Raw genomic sequence first — 14064 nt, 5'->3', positions numbered from 1 at the left:
ATATCGCTGTCGTCGATGCATCGGCGCGAAAATCGGAATCGATTTTCGGACAGCACGATGCATGGATTCAAAAGTGTTGGAGCGTACTTTGTGCATCCAAGTGGATCGCTGCAAGTGCGCCGGAGAGCTGCCATGCCCCTGAAAGTCGCCGTCCAGATGGACCACATCTCCACCGTGTCGATTGCCGGCGACACGTCGTTTGCGCTGTCGCTGGAAGCGCAGCGGCGCGGCCACCAGCTGTTCCACTACACGCCCGACCGGCTGTCGCTGCGCGACGGCAAGGTGTTTGCCCGCATCGAGGCGATGCAGGTCCGCGACGAGAAGGGCAGCCATTATTCACTGGGCGAAGAAATCCGTACCGATCTTTCGGAGATGGACGTCATCCTTTTGCGGCAGGATCCGCCCTTCGACATGAACTACATCACCACCACGCATATCCTCGAGCGCATCCATCCGAAGACGCTGGTGGTCAACGACCCGGCCTGGGTGCGCAACAGCCCGGAAAAGATCTTCGTCACCGAATTTCCCGACCTGATGCCGGACACGCTGATCACCAAGGATCCGCTCGAAGTCGCCGCCTTCCGCAAGGAGTTTGGCGACATCATCGTCAAGCCGCTCTACGGCAATGGCGGCGCCGGCATCTTCCACCTGCACGAGGCCGACCGCAACCTCGCCTCGCTGCTCGAAATGTTCGGCCAGATGTTCCGCGAACCCTACATCGTGCAGCGCTACCTCAAGGAGGTGCGCGCCGGCGACAAACGCATCATCCTGATCGACGGCGAGCCGGTCGGCGCCATCAACCGCGTGCCGGCCGAGCACGATTCGCGCTCCAACATGCATGTCGGCGGCCGCGCCGAAAAGACCGAGCTGACAGAGCGCGAACGCGAGATCTGTGCCCGCATCGGCCCGTGGCTGAGGGAGCGCGGCTTCATCCTCGTCGGCATCGACGTCATCGGCGACTACATGACCGAGATCAACGTGACCTCACCGACCGGCATACGCGAAGTGAAGCGCTTCGGCGGCGCCGACATCGCCAGCCTGTTCTGGGATGCGGTGGAGGGCAAGCGTAACTAGTCTCGCTTCGGAGCGGCCGCGTTGCAACCCATTGGAGCCGCTGCGTTCAGCCGTTCCCCAAATGTTCTTGCCTTCGCCGGAAATCTGTGGTTGTCTCCGGTGACGCCGTTCGCGGCATGATCGCAAGGGCTTGGGGCAAGCCTGCAGCCGGGGTGAAGACATGGTGGCGCGGGTTCGCACGGTTGCTTTCCAAGGCATCGAGGCCGTGCCGGTCGACGTGCAGGTGATGATCGCGCCGGGCAAGGTCAACATGCACATCGTCGGCCTGGCCGACAAGGCTGTAGCCGAAAGCCGCGAGCGGGTGCAGGCGGCGCTGCATGCATCCGGCCTGTCGATGCCGTCGAAGAAGGTCACCGTCAATCTGGCGCCTGCCGATCTGCCCAAGGAGGGCAGCCATTACGATCTGCCGATCGCGCTCGGTTTGATGGCGGCACTCGGCGCCATTCCGGGCGACATGCTGGCCGGCTATGTCGTGCTTGGCGAATTATCGCTCGACGGCACCATTGCCGCGGTGGCCGGCGCGCTGCCGGCGGCGATCGGCGCCAATGCCGAAGGCAAGGGCCTGATCTGCCCGTTCGCCTGCGGGCCGGAAGCGGCGTGGGCCGGCAAGGATTTCGACATATTGGCGCCGCGCAGCCTGATCGCCATCGCCAATCATTTTCGCGGCACGCAGGTCCTGTCGCGGCCGGAAGCCGGCATCCATGCTTCGGCGCGCGACCTGCCCGACCTTGCCGACATCAAGGGGCAAGAGACCGCCAAGCGGGCGCTGGAGGTGGCGGCAGCCGGCGGCCACAATCTGCTGATGGTCGGTCCGCCCGGGTCCGGCAAATCGATGCTGGCGCAGCGGCTGCCGTCGATCCTGCCGCCGCTTGCGCCGAAGGAATTGCTCGAAGTCTCGATGATCGCGTCGGTGGCCGGCGAACTCGGCGAAGGAAAGCTCACCGACCGGCGGCCGTTCCGCGCGCCGCATCATTCGGCCTCGATGGCGGCGATGGTCGGCGGCGGCTTGCGCGTGCGGCCGGGCGAGGCCTCGCTTGCCCATCACGGCGTGCTGTTCCTCGACGAGTTTCCCGAATTCTCGCCGCAGGCGCTCGATGCGCTGCGCCAGCCGCTGGAGACCGGCGACTGCATGATCGCGCGCGCCAATCATCGCGTCACCTATCCGGCGCGTATCCAGCTTGTCGCGGCGATGAACCCGTGCCGTTGCGGCATGGCCGGCGAGCCGGGCTATCGCTGCCTGCGCGGCGACCGCTGCCGCACCGACTACCAGGCGCGCATTTCCGGCCCGCTGCTCGATCGCATCGATCTCAGGATCGAGGTACCGGCGGTTTCGGCCAGCGATCTGATCCGGCCGGACCGGGCGGAGAAGAGTGCAGCCGTGGCACTGCGCGTCGCCCGTGCCCGTACGATCCAGCGTGAGCGTTTCGAACGGCTCGGCGCGACCTCCGCCACCACCAACGCGCATTGCTCACCGTCGGTTATCGAGGAGATCGCCATGCCCGATGCCGCCGGCCTGTCGCTACTGAGGGACGCCAGCGAAAAGCTCGGCTTTTCGGCAAGAGCCTACCACCGCGTCTTGAAGGTGGCGCGGACGCTGGCCGATCTCGAGGCCAGCGAAACGGTCGGCCGCATCCATCTGGCCGAGGCGATTTCCTACCGCATGAGCTCGGAGCGGATGGCACAGGCGGCGTAGTGCTTCTGCTGCTCGCTGGAAGTACGGTTGCGGGTTCGCGCCCGATGATCGCATATGTTACGGTCATGCACCTAACCGGGGCTGAGGCGGGGATGATTTCTGTTTCGCCGGCACGCAGTGCCGAAGACTTCGAGACCATGGCCGGGCTTTGCCGCAAGCTTGCACAATGGGATGTCGACGCCGTGCAGCCTTACGGCGTCTCGGAGGAGGACGTGAGGACCATCTTCCACCCCGAAAGGAGCGGCAGTTCGCTGGCAGCGAAGTTCGGCGCGCCAGATGCCATGGCGTTTATCGCGCGATCGGAGAACCTACCGGCGGGCTGCCTCGCCTTGACCAGTTCGACGACCATACGGCGGAGATTCACAAGTTTTTTGTCGACGCGTCGTTTCGCGGAAAAGGAATCGGCCGGGCGCTGATGGGGGCCGCGCTGGCGGAGATCCGGAAAGGCCGAATCCGGACGGTATTGATCCACACGACGTTCTACATGAAAAACGCCATTGCCGTGTATGAGTCGTTCGGCTTCAGGCCCTGCCCGCCCTTCCGTGAAACCCCGGAGCCGGTCAGACATACCGATATTTTCATGTCGTGCTCGATCTCGCCCGCGTGAGGTTAGAGGCAGCCGCGGTGTGGAGGACGCGGCGTCCCTCGACTTGCCCTATTTTTGGAAATCGAACCTGGGCCCCGATGATCCTCTTCCTGAGGCGCATCGTCAGAATGGGCGTTGGCGCACTTCATGCAGGACCCCTCCCGGCCCTTCGGGTCACCCTGCCCTCAAGGGGAGGGGGACGCCGGCTCCCGCGCCTTCGCTTCAGGCGCCTTGCTTCGCCTTCAGTTCCAGCCGCCGCGCGTGAAGGACCGGCTCGGTGTAGCCGTTGGGCTGGACGCGGCCCTTGAAGACGAGGTCGCAGGCAGCAAGAAACGCGATGGACTTGTCGAAGTCCGGCGCCATCAGCCGGTAGAGCGGATCGCCATGGTTTTGGCGGTCGACGATTGCCGCCATGCGTTTCATCGTTTCCATCACCTGGTCGGGCGTGCAGACGCCGTGATACAGCCAGTTGGCGATGTGCTGCGAAGAGATGCGCAGCGTAGCACGGTCCTCCATCAGGCCGACGTTGTTTATATCTGGCACTTTCGAACAGCCGACGCCCTGGTCGATCCAGCGCACGACGTAGCCCAGAATGCCTTGCGCGTTGTTGTCTAGCTCCTTCTGGATGTCTTCAGGCGACCAGTTCGGCCGCCTTGCTACCGGCACCGACAAGATGTCGTCGAGCCTGGCCTTGGGCCGGCTTTTCAGCGCCTTCTGCACGGCCTGGACATCGACCTTGTGGTAGTGCGTGGCGTGCAGGGTTGCCGCCGTCGGCGACGGCACCCAGGCGGTGTTGGCGCCGGCCTTAGGGTGCGCGATTTTCTCGGCCAGCATCGCCGCCATCAGGTCGGGCATCGCCCACATGCCCTTGCCGATCTGGGCGTGGCCGGCCAGCCCGCATTCGAGCCCGGTATCGACGTTCCAGGCTTCATAGGCGGCAATCCAGGCGGCCTGCTTCATGTCGCCCTTGCGGATCATCGGGCCGGCTTCCATCGAGGTATGTATCTCGTCGCCGGTGCGGTCGAGGAAGCCGGTGTTGATGAAGACGACGCGGTCCCTGGCGGCGCGGATCGCCTCCTTGAGGTTGACGGTGGTGCGCCGCTCCTCGTCCATGATGCCCATCTTGATGGTGTTTTTCGCCATGCCGAGCAGCGCCTCGACGCGGTCGAAAATCTCGACGGCAAAGGCAATTTCCTCCGGCCCGTGCATCTTGGGTTTTACGATATACATCGAGCCGGCGCGAGAATTGGCGCGGCGCCCGTTGGGGCCAACATCGTGCAGCGCGATCAGCGCCGTCAGCGCCGCATCCATGATGCCTTCCGGCACCTCATTGCCGTCGCGGTCCGATATCGCCGGATTGGTCATGAGGTGGCCGACGTTCCTGACCAGCATCAGCGAGCGGCCGGGCACGGTCAGCGTGCCGCCATCGGGCGCGGTATAGGTGCGGTCGGGGTTGAGCCTTCGGACAAAGCTCTTGCCGGCCTTGGTGATCTCTTCAGCCAGGTCGCCCTTCATCAGGCCGAGCCAGTTGCGGTAGACCAGCACCTTATCCTCGGCATCGACGGCCGCCACCGAATCCTCGCAGTCCTGGATGGTTGTCAGCGCCGATTCCAGCACGACATCGGCAATGCCGGCCGGATCGGTGCGGCCGATCTGGTTGTTGCGGTCGATGGCGATTTCGATGTGCAAGCCATTCCTGACCAGCAAGACGGCTTCGGGGTCGGCGGCATCGCCGCGATAGCCGGCAAACTGCTTGGGGTCGGCAAGCGTGGTGGCGCCGCCGCCCTCGCCCAGCCGCAACATGCCGTTGGCGACCGAAAGCCCGTTCACGCCGGCCCATTTGCCTGTCGTGAGCGGCACCGCCTCGTCGAAGAAGCTTTTCGCCCAGGCGACGACCTTGGCGCCGCGCGCCGGATTGAATTTGTTGCCTCGCTCGGCGCCGTCCGTCTCCGGGATGGCGTCGGTGCCGTAGAGCGCATCATACAGTGAGCCCCAGCGCGCATTGGCGGCATTCAGCGCATAACGCGCATTCATCACCGGCACCACCAACTGCGGCCCGGCGACCAGCGCGATTTCCGGGTCCACATTTTCGGTCGTCACGCTGAAGGCCGGCCCCTCGGGCAGGAGATAGCCGATCTCGCGGAGGAAGCTCTTGTAGGCCTCCATGTCGACGGGCGCGCCATTGTCGCGGTACCAGCGGTCGAGCTTGTCCTGCATGGCATCGCGTTTTTCGAGCAGCGCCCGGTTTTTTGGCGAGAGATCATGGACGATCGCCGAAAAACCGCTCCAGAATGCCTCCGCTTCAATGCCGGTGCCCGGCAACGCCTCGTTCACGACAAAATCATGAAGCTCGCGGGCAATCCGCAATCCGGCGATCTCGACGCGATCGGTCATCAGGGCTTCTCCAGACGAAAGGCTAGGCCGGGCCTTTGGCATGTCGCGGTTGCAGGGTCAATTCGGCATAGGTGAAGGTAGGGCGTTTTCGCCGTTGCAGGAGCTGCCAATCTCCCCACTTGTGGGTGAGATGCCCGGCAGGGCAGAGGGGGGCGTGAAGGATCGCCGACCTTGCCATTTACGACCAGCCGCAAGTCTGAGGTGTTACCGCGAAAGACTGAGACGTTGGCGGGACAGCGCCCCCCTCTGTCCTGCCGGACATCTCCCCCTCGAGGGGGGAGATCGGCTAATCACACCGCCATCCTTGGCCTGCCCGACGCGACCGCCACGACATGCGCCTCGATGAACATGCGCTGGCCCTCGACGGTGGAGACGCGGAACTCGCTGGCGATTTCGATCTCGGCGCTGTCGGTGCCGGCGTCCTTCGCCCGCCCGGCGGCAATAGCGCGCACATCTCTCTCCGCCGCGGCGATCGCCGCCGCCTCGTCGTTGAAATCGCGCACGCTTTCGCCTGAGGCGACACGGAACAGCCCTTCCTTGGGCTGGCTGACCCGCGCCTCGGCCGAAACCCGGACCTGGCCGACGACGGCGCCGAGCGCATTGGCCACATCGGTATCCTCAGGCACCACGCAGTCATTGCCGACCAGCTCGGCCAGGCCGGCATAGTGCAACGGCGCCGAGGCGCCGAGGCCGATGACCGGACGGTCGAGCGCGACGCTGAGCCGGGCGATGCCGGGATGGGCGTCGACGGCGCGCTGGACCAGCGCGTGGGCGACGGTCGCCGCGCCATCCAGCCCATCCTCGGCGAAGGCGGTCTCGAGGATGACTTCCGCCGACAGGCGGGTCAGCGTGGTCAGCACCCGTTCCGAGATCGCCTCCGGCGAGGCGGCGATGAACTGGCCGCGGCCGTCACGCCTGCGCGCGAACAGCTCGGCACCCAGACGCGCCGCAGCCAGATCCCAATTGGCCTGCCTGCCCAGCACATGCGCGGCATCCGACGGCGTGAAGCCGGCGACATGCACCAGCCCGCGCGACACCAGCCGGTTCAAGGTGGCGTTCTGGGCATTCGAAGTCAGCAATCTGTCGAGAGCCTGCGGCACGGCACCGATCAGCTCGTAAAGCTTGGCTTCGGCACCGGTCAGTCCGGCCGCGAGCCGCTCCGGCACGCCGGTGCGCACCGCGAGGCGGCCATCCATGCGGCCGGGATTGGGTGCGCGCAGCTGGCGTTCCAGTTCTGATGTGACCGCGTCGCCATGCATCATGCCGGCCAGCGCCAGCGGCACCAGGCGGCGCGGCCCGAGCAGGATCTTCGGGTTGAGCGCGCCGTCCTCCAGCGCCACTTCGGAATCGCCGCCGAGGCCAAAAGTGCGCATGGCGACGGCCTCGACCATGGTGCGGAAGCCGCCGACGGTGGCGCCTTCCGGATCGAGCCGCGGCCGGCCCTTGTCCAACACCGCGACGTCGGTGGTGGTGCCGCCGATATCGGAGACCACGGCATTGTCGAGGCCGGTCATGTGGCGGGCGCCGACAAGGCTGGCGGCCGGGCCGGACAGGATCGTCTCGATCGGCCGCTGGCGGGCAAAGGCGGCCGAGACCAGCGCGCCGTCGCCGCGCACCACCATCAGCGGGGCGGCGATCTTGCGCGCGGCCAAAAAACCTTCGGTTGCCGCGACCAGCCGGTCGATCATCGAGATCAGCCGGGCGTTGAGCAAGGTCGTCAGTGCCCGGCGCGGGCCGCCGAGCTTGGCCGACAGCTCGTGGCTGGCGGTGACCGGCAGGCCTGTTATGTCGCGGATCAGGTCGCGGGCGGCAAGCTCGTGCGCCGGGTTGCGGGTAGCAAAATAGGCGCAGACGGCAAAGCCGGACACCGACTTTTCCAATTCCGGCAAAGCTGCCTCCAGCCCGGACAGATCGAGGCTCGCCGCATTGCCGTGGACATCGTGGCCGCCGGGGCAGAACACCACCGGATCGGTGCCGAGCGCCGCCTTCAGCCCGTCGCGGGCAAGGTCGCCCTCGGCAAAACCGATCATCACAAGTGCTACGCGGCCGCCCTGGCCCTCGACCAGCGCATTGGTGGCAAGCGTCGTCGACATCGACACCAGCTTAATCGCCGCCGGGTCGGTGCCGGCTTTTTGCAGCACCGCATCGACCGCGCCCGATATGCCGACCGCCAGGTCGTGACGGGTGGTTAGCGCCTTGGCCTTGGCCAGAACTTTTCCGCCGGGGCCGCCGGCCTCCGACCACAGCACCGCGTCGGTGTAGGTGCCGCCGGTGTCTATGCCGAGGAACAGGGGGGAGGGTTTGAGCTTGGCGGTCATTGGCGGGTCCGGAGAATTCGTCTCCGCCCCTTAGCGGATACCGGCCGATCGATAAAGCCGCGATGGCTGGGCCACGGGCGAACACGCTGCAGGCTCGCCCAATGCCGGCGGGACAGCACCCCCCTCTGTCCTGCCGGACATCTCCCTCTCAAGGGGGGAGATTGGGTGTCACCCACGCTCTCGCAAATTTTCAACGCTGCAAACAGGGTGGCCGCCGGCGAAGCTGCCAATCTCCCCCCTTGAGGGGGAGATGTCCGGCAGGACAGAGGGGGGTGTGACGGATCGCAACCTTGGCAATTACCCGACAAACCCCACGCGCTTGTGGCTGCCATCGCAGAACGGCTTGTTGGCGGAGTGGCCGCAGCGGCAGAGGAAGGTGCGTTGCGTGCGGTCGACCGTGTGGCCGGTGCCGGTGACGATTTCGAGATTGCCTTCGAGCTTGAGCGGGCCGTTGGTGGTCGGCGTGACGGTGAGCGGGCCATCGCGCGCTTCCAATGCCGGCGTGTCTTTCAGCGCCGGCTCGCCGGTGGCGGTGAAGCCCGCCTTGGCGTGGCTGCCATCGCAGAACGGCTTGTTTTCCGAGGCGCCGCAGCGGCAGAGCGTGGCGCGGTAAAATGTTTCGCCGCCCAGCACGATCTCGGCATGCACGGCCAGCGGGCCGTTTTCCCTTATGCGCACAATGTTGACCACCGGCGGCTGTTCCTGCGGCCCGCCATCCTTGCGGACATAGGTGATGGCGCCGGACGGGCAGCCTTCGGCGAGCGCCACGATCTTCTCGACGCTGGCCGCCTCGGGGTGGATCCACTGGTCGGGCGCATTGGGCACGAAGACACGCGGATCGCCAAGCACGCAGTTGCGCGAATGGATGCAACGTTTTCCCGAAAAGCCGATCTCTATGTTTTCGCCTTCGACCACTGCCATGGGTGGGATCTCCTCTCGGACTACGCTATGGCGACGGCCAGGACGACGTCAAGGCAGCATTCTCCACCTCGTGAGGGCCGACCTCGGGCGCGGCGGGAAGGGAATTCGCATTTTTTGCTCGCAGCACTACATTTTGTTCTTGCTTTGTGCCGGCAGCTATGCTACTAATTTGACTATGGTGCCAATTGGCTCCAACGACCCGCCCCACCGAGGCGGGTTTTTTGTTTCAGCTTTGAATTCCGGCGTTGCCGGCCGACGCTGGCGGGACAGCGCTCCGCTGCTATGGCCTCTGTACGACCACCTGGCCCACAAGGGTGAGGCAATCGCATACAGGAGTCCCCCTCATCCGGCCGCTTCGCGGCCACCTTCTCCCCGAGGGGAGAAGAGGCTGGCGCCAGTGCAGGCGACTCCTCTCCCCTCGGGGAGAGGTCGGATTGCCCCGAATTCCCCTTCGCAATTCGGTTGGCAATCCGGGTGAGGGGGCGCTTGCCGATGTGCAATAGCCCTCGAACAAAAGGGAGACAGTTCACGGAACCAGATCGATTTCCTCGGTCTCGCCGCCACTGCAGGTGTAGCAGCAATCGTCGCATTTTTCCGCGTTGGCCGGGCCGACACCCCAATAGGTATTCTCGTCACCATCGACCCAGGCGCCGTAGCAGATCGATTCGCCGTCATTGCAGGACAGCGGGATCGACTTGGTCTCGCCGTCGTTGAGATAATAATCCTGATTGTTGCCCGGCCAGACGTGGTCGCGGTCCTGGCTGTACAGTTCGACGCGCATGGCGTTGGGATGGCTGTTCTTGATCTCGAACGTGACATCGCCGGCATGCGCGCGACGGGCGCAAACAACCGACGATGAACAGCGCAGCGGCAACGCGGCGCGCGAAAGCGTAAGACAACATGATGATTCCCCCCGGAATGAAACGGCCTGCCCGGCCGCGCGGGGAACATGGCATGGCGGGTTGAACGGTGGAAGAGGTGATTGCGGCATTTGCGTCGCAAGACGCGCGAGGCTGCCAAGGAAGACCCCTCTCCGGTTTGCTTCGCAAACCACCTCTCCCCACTTCGTGGGGCGAGGAAACCGCCAATCGCCGAAGCCTCACAAGACCTGGGTTCCTCGCCCCCACATAGTGGGGGAGAGGTGGCCGCGAAGCTGCCGGAGAGGGGCGGTCCGACGGGCTCAACGATCGGGCTTCAGCAGGGTCCATATCCAGCCGATGAATGTGAGCACCAGGAAGGGATATCCGGCAGCGGGCAGCGGCGCCGAGGTCGGCAGCAAAGGGGTGCCCCAGAGGATCAGGCCCACTGAGACGACGAACAGCACAGCCGCCACGACAGCGGTGAGCCGCATCCACAGGGCGAAGGTTTTCGGCGCGCTGACCATGACCAGCGCCGCCGCCCAGAGCGAGATACCGCCGACATAGGAGGGCACGCTGGCCTCAAGCCCCGCCGCATTGCCGGCGAGCAGCAGGCTCTCGCCGGCGAGAAAGGTCAGAAATCCGGCCGCCACGCAGTCATTGCCCAGCCGCTGATATTTCATCGTCAGCAGCGCGGTTGCTACCACCAGTGCGACGCCGTCGATCGTCCAGAGTGTTTCGCGAAGGGACGCGCTTTCGACGAAGGTGCCGACGAGGCCCATCGCGCCGCCGATGGCAAGGCCGATCGCGGCGATCGTGTCGGAGATAGCAGGGCTGGCGGGACGCATCGGGACCTCCCTTCCAAGCTCAAGGATACTTCAAGACGGGACCTTCTCCAATGGCGGCCCGCTGCCTAAAGCGAAGGGCATTGGCCGGCGCATATTTAATCGCATCGGGAGGCGGTTCGGTCAGCTCGAAATTGGGAACGCCCCGGCCACGGGGGAAATGGGCGTAACCCCGTTCAATCGCCCATCTTCAAGGCCTGGATAAACGCCTCCTGCGGGATATCCACCTTGCCGAACTGGCGCATCCGCTTCTTGCCCTCTTTCTGCTTGTCGAGCAGCTTGCGTTTGCGTGAGACGTCGCCGCCGTAGCATTTGGCGGTGACGTCCTTGCGCAGCGCCGAGATCGTCTCGCGGGCGATGACTTTGCCGCCGATCGCCGCCTGGATCGGGATCTTGAACAGATGGTGCGGGATCAGCTCCTTCAGCTTCTCGCACATCTGGCGGCCGCGCTTTTCCGCCGCCGTGCGGTGGACCAGCATCGACAGCGCGTCGACCGGCTCCTCATTGACCAGGATCGACATCTTGACCAAGTCGCCTTCCTTGTAGTCGGTCAAATGATAGTCGAAGGAGGCGTAGCCCTTGGAGATCGACTTCAGCCGATCGTAGAAGTCGAAGACCACCTCGTTGAGCGGCAAATCGTATATCAGCATGGCGCGCTTGCCGACATAGGACAGGTCGGCCTGGATGCCGCGCCGGTCCTGGCATAGCTTCAGGATGCCGCCGAGATAGTCGTCGGGGGTGAGGATCGTGGCGCGGATCCATGGCTCCTCGATGGCGGAGATCTTGACCACGTCGGGCATGTCGGCCGGGTTGTGGAGTTCCTTGACCGTGCCGTCGTTCAACAGCAGGCGGTAGACGACGCTCGGCGCGGTGGCGATGAGGTCGAGGTTGAACTCGCGCTCCAGCCGCTCCTGGATGATTTCGAGATGCAACAGGCCGAGGAAGCCGCAGCGATAGCCAAAGCCGAGTGCGGCACTGGTTTCCATTTCGAACGAGAAGGACGCGTCGTTGAGGCGCAGTTTGCCGACGGCGGCGCGCAGGTCTTCGAAATCGGCGGCATCGACCGGGAACAGGCCGCAGAACACCACCGGCTGCGCCGGCTTGAAGCCGGGCAGGGCTTGTGCCGTCGGGCGCTTGTCCTCGGTGATGGTGTCGCCGACGCGGGTGTCGGCGACTTCCTTGATCGAGCCGGTGAAGAAGCCGAACTCGCCGGGACCGAGCTCGTCGACATTGATGCGGGCGGGCGTGAAGACCCCGGTGCGCTCGACCAGGTATCTGGCGCCGGTGCCCATCATGCGGATGGTCTGGCCCTTTTTCAGCACGCCGTCGATGATGCGCACCAGCACGATGACGCCGAGATAGGCGTCGTACCAAGAGTCGACCAGCATCGCCTTCAGGGGTGCCGCGATGTCGCCCTCGCGCGGCGGCGGCAGATCGTTGACGATGGCTTCGAGCACATCGGGAATGCCTAGCCCGGTCTTGGCCGAGATCAGCACGGCGTTGGAGGCGTCGATGCCGATCACCTCCTCGACCTGTTCGCGGATGCGCTCGGGCTCGGCGGCGGGCAGGTCGACCTTGTTCAGCACCACGACGATCTCGTGGTTGTTGTCGATCGCCTGGTAGACATTGGCCAGCGTCTGCGCTTCGACGCCCTGCGAGGCATCGACGACCAGCAGCGAACCTTCGCAGGCGGCGAGCGAGCGCGACACTTCATAGGCGAAGTCGACATGGCCGGGCGTGTCGATGAGGTTAAGGATATAGTCCTGCCCATTGTTGGCGCGGTACTTCAGCCGCACCGTCTGCGCCTTGATGGTGATGCCGCGCTCGCGCTCGATGTCCATCGAGTCCAGCACCTGCTCCTTCATGTCGCGCAGCTCCAGGCCGCCGGTCGACTGGATCAGCCGGTCGGCAAGCGTGGATTTGCCATGGTCGATATGGGCAACGATGGAGAAATTGCGGATGTTCTTGATCGGCGTGGTCATGCGGCGCGCTTTAGCAGGGGCACGGTACATCGGCAAGCGGCGGGGCGCGGGTGCGGCGGCGGCGCGGCAAAGTCGTTAAACTTTGATCCATGAGATTAGAGCATAGTTCGCACCCGGCGTGATAGCCCCACTGGCCTATCGCCGTTTCGGGGGATCGGAATGCCGCTGTCAGCACGCAAATTTCTCACATCGGTGAGCGGCTCGTTCGCGCCGATGCTCGCCATCTTGCTTATCCCGATGGTTGCCGCATTGGGTTTTTCCATCGACTATACCTCGGCGGTTTCAACCAGGGCATCGATGCAGAACGCCCTCGATGCAGCGTCGCTGTCGATCACGACGCTTGCGACGGACACCTCACTGGCGGACCGCCAGGTGAAGCTGCAGGAGTCATACCTGGCCAATGGCGGGCAAGGCACGGCCAAGCTCGACAGCTTCGTCGTCGCCACCGACGGCACTGCCAGCATCAAGGCTTCGGCTGGCTTCGCCATGCCGACGAGTTTCATGCAGATCGCCAAGATCAACACGGTGCAGGTCGGCGTCGCGTCGGCCGTAACAAAGCGGCCGGCATTGGTGGAGGCCACGTTCAAGGTCGACAATATCTCGGGCTATTGGAACAAGACGATGACGCTCTATGGCACCAAATTCGCTGAGACGACTGCCAACAAGCTGATGAAGATCGACTACACATACAACGGTTATGGCGATCCTAAGGGCTACGGCACGGCCAGCGTGTATACGGTCAACGGAACGACGACCACGCTCGTCCAGCAGCAAGTATGCGCGACCACCACAGTGCTCAGCTTCTACGGCTTACCCAGAACCACGATCACTCAGACCGACTCATACGGCAGGAAATACGCAACCACCTGCGTCAGCACGATGTATCCCGCGACGAGTGCCGGTGCGGTGATCGACGTCAGCCAGATGGACCAGCTGTACCTGCGGATGGATGTGCCGTCCGGCAATCCATCCGTGCTCAAATCGAACGATCCGGCGACATCGAACCGGCTTTACGCCGACGGCGTCGAAATTGCGAACGGAGAAACCGTCGATATCTTCACGCTTGTGCCATGCGGCCAGAGCAGCAAACAGGCTTGGGAAGATGGCGGCAATCCCGTACCGGCAGCCATTTCGAATGCCGACTTCTTCTACACGGTGACCGGCAAGTGCGCCTTCAACAAGCGGCCTTCGGAAACTGTGCTTACACAATAGCCGGGCCGCGTGCCGATCTCCCCCCGTGTGGGGGAGATGGCCGGCAGGCCAGAGGGGGGCGCTGTCCCGCGGCTCTCGTAATTTGCAAATCTGGCAATCTCCAATCCGCTTGGCCCATCCTTGCATCGAGTTGGCGTCGCTCGGCGTCCAAGAGTTGCACCTAAGCTGATGCTCTATGGCGC

At 64.4% G+C, this 14064-nt stretch carries 11 protein-coding genes; 5 read left to right on the top strand and 6 right to left on the bottom strand.

What is annotated here, in order from left to right:
* The first annotated feature begins 132 nt into the window (after window positions 1–132).
* The 4 genes from gshB to NKH91_RS27570 all read left to right on the top strand — a co-directional run bounded on the left by gshB (window position 133) and on the right by NKH91_RS27570 (window position 3374).
* Window positions 133–1074: a glutathione synthase gene (gshB, locus tag NKH91_RS27585; RefSeq protein ID WP_352640352.1), complete on the top strand. Its 942-nt coding sequence runs from the start codon at window positions 133–135 to the stop codon at window positions 1072–1074.
* 160 nt (window positions 1075–1234) lie between these two features.
* The gene (locus NKH91_RS27580) at window positions 1235–2767 is read left to right on the top strand and encodes a YifB family Mg chelatase-like AAA ATPase (RefSeq protein ID WP_352789071.1); all 1533 of its coding nucleotides are present in this window, start codon (window positions 1235–1237) and stop codon (window positions 2765–2767) included.
* On the top strand, window positions 2767–3183 hold the full coding sequence (locus tag NKH91_RS27575; protein ID WP_352481522.1) for a hypothetical protein: 417 nt from the start codon (window positions 2767–2769) through the stop codon (window positions 3181–3183). The genes NKH91_RS27580 and NKH91_RS27575 overlap by 1 nt, the downstream gene beginning before the upstream one ends.
* Window positions 3066–3374 carry a GNAT family N-acetyltransferase gene (locus NKH91_RS27570; protein WP_352481514.1) on the top strand — a complete coding sequence of 103 codons (309 nt, stop codon included), beginning with the start codon at window positions 3066–3068 and terminating at the stop codon, window positions 3372–3374. Before NKH91_RS27575 ends, NKH91_RS27570 begins: the two co-directional genes overlap by 118 nt.
* A 201-nt stretch (window positions 3375–3575) precedes the next feature.
* Here the strand turns inward: NKH91_RS27570 and NKH91_RS27565 are convergent, their stop codons facing one another.
* The 6 genes from NKH91_RS27565 to lepA all read right to left on the bottom strand — a co-directional run bounded on the left by NKH91_RS27565 (window position 3576) and on the right by lepA (window position 12670).
* On the bottom strand, window positions 3576–5747 hold the full coding sequence (locus tag NKH91_RS27565) for a malate synthase G (protein WP_352848312.1): 2172 nt from the start codon (window positions 5745–5747) through the stop codon (window positions 3576–3578).
* 290 nt (window positions 5748–6037) lie between these two features.
* On the bottom strand, window positions 6038–8065 hold the full coding sequence (locus NKH91_RS27560) for a hydantoinase/oxoprolinase family protein (RefSeq protein WP_023718895.1): 2028 nt from the start codon (window positions 8063–8065) through the stop codon (window positions 6038–6040).
* A gap of 297 nt (window positions 8066–8362) precedes the next feature.
* The gene (locus tag NKH91_RS27555; RefSeq protein ID WP_023718894.1) at window positions 8363–8986 is read right to left on the bottom strand and encodes a CDGSH iron-sulfur domain-containing protein; all 624 of its coding nucleotides are present in this window, start codon (window positions 8984–8986) and stop codon (window positions 8363–8365) included.
* Window positions 8987–9512: 526 nt separating this feature from the next.
* On the bottom strand, window positions 9513–9860 hold the full coding sequence (locus NKH91_RS27550) for a hypothetical protein (protein WP_352848309.1): 348 nt from the start codon (window positions 9858–9860) through the stop codon (window positions 9513–9515).
* A gap of 306 nt (window positions 9861–10166) precedes the next feature.
* Complete coding sequence (locus NKH91_RS27545) at window positions 10167–10691, bottom strand: hypothetical protein (protein WP_352481393.1); 525 nt, start codon at window positions 10689–10691, stop codon at window positions 10167–10169.
* A 173-nt stretch (window positions 10692–10864) separates the two neighbouring features.
* Window positions 10865–12670, bottom strand: coding sequence for a translation elongation factor 4 (lepA, locus tag NKH91_RS27540; protein WP_023718891.1), 1806 nt, complete (start codon window positions 12668–12670; stop codon window positions 10865–10867).
* A 159-nt stretch (window positions 12671–12829) separates the two neighbouring features.
* On the opposite strand from lepA, the gene NKH91_RS27535 reads away from it, so the two are divergent.
* Window positions 12830–13882 carry a TadE/TadG family type IV pilus assembly protein gene (locus NKH91_RS27535; RefSeq protein WP_352848307.1) on the top strand — a complete coding sequence of 351 codons (1053 nt, stop codon included), beginning with the start codon at window positions 12830–12832 and terminating at the stop codon, window positions 13880–13882.
* Window positions 13883–14064 lie beyond the last annotated feature (182 nt).

Source organism: Mesorhizobium sp. M0894 (assembly GCF_040319725.1).
Taxonomy (GTDB): domain Bacteria; phylum Pseudomonadota; class Alphaproteobacteria; order Rhizobiales; family Rhizobiaceae; genus Mesorhizobium.
The sequence above is the reverse complement of the archived record's forward strand: the minus strand, read 5'-3'. Positions and strand labels throughout refer to the sequence as shown.